Here is a 3,369-nt window from a genome sequence, read left to right as displayed (position 1 = left end):
CACCAGCGCCACCGCTTCGCTCAGCCAGGCGAAGCTGGCGGCACCAGCCGCGGGGCTGCTCACCCCCGGGACCACCGGCTGCTCCAGGGGGATGTCCACCAGGGGGTACGCATCGGGGTCGGCCAGGGGCGCGTCGCTGCGGGTCAGCAGCTGGCGGTGGCAGTCCCGCAGCCAGCGGCCGCAGCCCACCAGCACCACCTCCTGGCCGGCGGGCCGCGGCCGGGCGAGGGCCTTGAGGGTCACCTCGGCGCCGATGCCGGCGGGATCCCCCAGGGCGATGACGAGGCGATCCGCAGTAGTTTTCATGCCATCGGGCGCTGTCGGGGTCGGTTCATGGTCCGCTTGCTGGTGCTGGGCGTGCTGCTGCTGGGTGGGGGGCTCGCCTTCCGCAACAGCTGGGTCGTGGTCGACTGGGAGAAGATGGGCAAGGACACGGGGCTGTCGTCCCTGATCGATCCTTCGATCTTCGGCGCTCAGAAGAAGTCCCCGCTGCAGGACGCCAGCCCCTCCCGGTAGGTGGGGTAGAGCAGGCGGTAGCCGAGGTCGTCCCTGAGCCTCCGGCTGCTGGCCCGACGATTCTCGCTCCAGAAGCTGCGGGCCATGGGGCCCATGGCCGCCGCCACGTCCTCGTAGCGCTGCACCTCCGGCAGCGGGCAGCCCAGCAGATGGGCGGCCAGCCCCAGGATCTCGCTGGAGGGACAGGGGAAGGTGTCCGCCAGGATCAGGGTGTCCGGTCTGGCCTCGGGGGGCAGGGCGATGCAGTGCAGCACGGCGCCGACGATGTCGTCGACATGCACCCGCGAGAACACCTGGCCGGGCTTGTGGATGAGCCGGGCCGTGCCGTTGCGCAGGCTCACCATCGGATTGCGGCCGGGGCCGTAGATGGCGGGCAGCCGCAGCAGCTGCACCGGCAGGCCGCTGCGGCGCCAGGCCTGTTCGCAGGCCAGCCGGGCCTGGCTGCGCTCCAGCAGCGGCCGGGTCGGGCTGCTCTCGTCCACCCAGGCGCCGCCGGTGGCGCCGTAGACCCCGGTGGTGGAGAGGTAGCCCACCCAGGCCGGGGCCAGCTGGCGCAGCCGGGGCCCGAGGGACTCCAGCACCGGATCGCGGCCGCCGGCATCGGGCGGGATCGTCACCAGCACTGCACGCGCCGAAAGCTGGCCGAAATCGCCCGACACCACCAGATGATCGCCCGCGCGCATGTCGATGGCGCGGACCACATGACCAAGCTGGATGGGCAAGCCTTGCGCCAATGCGCCAAGCAAGCCCCCCGGCCCGCCCGGCACCAACGCATCCGCGCCGCTTTCCATCATCGCCGCGTCGTGCAATGCGATCTGGGCCGGGTCACCCCCGATCGAGAGCGCCGAAAGATATAGCGCCGCATCCGCCCATGGCGCGCCTGTGATCAACGTATCAAGGCGGGTCTGGGCCGTGGCTTGAGTGGCGGCCCGGTCGATCCGATCATCCAGCGCGTCGAACCCAGCGAAAAGCGCCTGTGCGGCACCATCAGGCCCGGTGACCTGCATATTTTCGAAATCGCTCCAGATCGGGTCGCGGCCTGCGCGACGCGCCAAGGACCATAGCGGGTTGTCGCGCCCGTTGTGGAGCCATTGCGCGCCCCGATCCCACGGCAAGCCGAGCGCCTCGGTCGATGTCCACGCCCGCCCGCCAACACGGTCGCGCGCCTCCAGCACCACGACACGACGGCCAAGACCCAACAAAACTCGCGCGGCGGCAATGCCGGCAGCACCCGCCCCGATGATGATGAAATCGGTATCAAGACGGCCGGCTTGCGCAGCGACACTGCGCGGGGCCACCAAACCGGCGATCGACGCAGCCATTGACTGGGCCAGAAAGCGCCGCCGGCCCCCCATCGCACGCTAGCCCGGCTGACCGCCTGCGTCCGCGTCATAGGCTTCGATGATCTTGGCGACCATCGGGTGACGCACGACATCCTTGGATGTGAAGTAGTTGAAGGTGATCCCCTTGACCCCGCCCAAGATGCGGTCAGCCTCGGCCAGACCGCTCGGCACACCGCGCGGCAGATCGACCTGGCTGCGGTCGCCGGTGATCACCATGCGCGAGCCTTGGCCCAGACGGGTCAAGAACATCTTCATCTGCATGGCGGTGGCATTTTGCGCCTCGTCCAAGACAACATAGGCATTCGACAGCGTCCGCCCCCGCATGAAGGCCAAGGGCGCGATCTCGATTGTCTTTTCTTCCATCAGCTTTTGCAGCTGCTTGCCGGGCAGAAAATCATTCAGCGCGTCGTAGAGCGGCTGCATGTAGGGATCGACTTTTTCCTTCATGTCGCCGGGCAAAAAGCCCAAGCGCTCACCCGCCTCGACCGCGGGGCGGCTGAGGATGATCTTGTCGACCTGACCGCCGATCAGCTGGTTCACACCGACCGCAACCGCGAGATAGGTCTTGCCCGTACCCGCCGGCCCGATGCCAAAGGCCAATTCATGGCCGAAAAGATTGCGCACATAGTCCTGTTGCGCGGCGGTGCGGGGCTCGACGGTTTTCTTGCGGGTGCCGATCTCCAATGAGCCACGCTGGAACATCTCGATCTGATCGCCCGCGCGCACGCCCGTACCCTCGACCGAGCCGCCAAGGCGGATCGCCGCGTCGATGTCACCGGGTTCAACACCGCGCCCAGCCTCGAGCCGGGCATAAAGTTTCTTCAGCACCTCCGCCGCCGCTTCGCGCGCGTCGCCAAGCACGGCAAGCTGATTGCCACGATGCAAAACATGCACCGAGAGCAGATGCTCGATCTGGGCAAGGTTGCGGTCGAATTCTCCGCAAAGCTCGATCAGCAGACGGTTATCGGGGAACTCGATCGAAAGCTCGACCGGGGTGCCATCGGGGGGGGCCGCCAGAGGGGTAATCGCCAAATTGCGCTCCGGTTTGGTGTTGCGCCTGAACTGACTGTGGCAATGCAGGCGGCGCAACGCAACAGCTTGTGGTCACTGTCACGAAAGTTTCTTTATCCTGTAGTGCTTGGCGCATGAAAAACGGGCACCTCCCATGGGGGAGATGCCCGAGAACAGCATCGAATCGCGGATTATCTGTTGGCCGAACGCGGCACACGATCCGGGAAATCGCTACCCGATGTGATATCGCCGATGATCGAATTGGGCGGCGCGACAGCGGTGCATACCGGCAGGCCCGAGACAGGATCGCGGCGGCGCGACCAATATCCTTCAAGGCCATCGTCGATCATCCAGATGTGGCAGCCATCTGGATCGATATAAATGCCCGCCTGCAACCGGCTGAGACTGCCGGAATCACGGCCAAAATCTTCGCCAACGGCGCGGACGGGGACATTGCCCGTGGCACGTGTGGTCCCCTCGAAGCTTTCGACGCAGCCCG

The 3,369-nt window shown here is 66.6% G+C and carries 4 protein-coding genes and 1 pseudogene; 1 reads left to right on the top strand and 4 read right to left on the bottom strand.

Features of this window, described 5'->3' with window-relative positions:
• Positions 1–306 (bottom strand): annotated as a pseudogene (pdxA, locus tag VB737_RS06020) (4-hydroxythreonine-4-phosphate dehydrogenase PdxA); the annotation flags it as partial.
• Positions 307–333: 27 nt separating this feature from the next.
• Here pdxA and VB737_RS06015 point away from each other — a divergent pair.
• Positions 334–516, top strand: a complete 183-nt coding sequence (locus VB737_RS06015) for a hypothetical protein (protein WP_500311971.1) — start codon at positions 334–336, stop codon at positions 514–516.
• Here VB737_RS06015 and VB737_RS06010 read toward each other — a convergent pair.
• The 3 genes from VB737_RS06010 to VB737_RS06000 all read right to left on the bottom strand — a co-directional run.
• Positions 474–1,838, bottom strand: coding sequence for an FAD-dependent oxidoreductase (locus tag VB737_RS06010; RefSeq protein ID WP_500311969.1), 1,365 nt, complete (start codon positions 1,836–1,838; stop codon positions 474–476). The genes VB737_RS06015 and VB737_RS06010 overlap by 43 nt on opposite strands.
• Before the next feature lie 39 nt (positions 1,839–1,877).
• Positions 1,878–2,948 (bottom strand): PhoH family protein, encoded by a 1,071-nt coding sequence (locus VB737_RS06005; protein WP_500311967.1) that lies wholly within the window; start codon positions 2,946–2,948, stop codon positions 1,878–1,880.
• 113 nt (positions 2,949–3,061) lie between these two features.
• Positions 3,062–3,369 (bottom strand): hypothetical protein (locus VB737_RS06000; protein ID WP_500311965.1); only part of this gene is annotated, 308 nt, incomplete at its 5' end.

Source organism: Synechococcus sp. BA-120 BA3 (genome assembly GCF_034931285.1).
Taxonomy (GTDB): Bacteria; Cyanobacteriota; Cyanobacteriia; order PCC-6307; family Cyanobiaceae; genus Cyanobium.
Note: the sequence above shows the minus strand (reverse complement) of the source record. Positions and strands in the feature narration are given on the sequence as shown.

Coding starts and splice junctions, on each gene's coding strand:
- VB737_RS06010 (WP_500311969.1), bottom strand. CDS start 1,838: ATGGCTGCGTCGATCGCCGGTTTGGTGGCCCCGCGCAGTGTCGCTGCG.
- VB737_RS06015 (WP_500311971.1), top strand. CDS start 334: ATGGTCCGCTTGCTGGTGCTGGGCGTGCTGCTGCTGGGTGGGGGGCTC.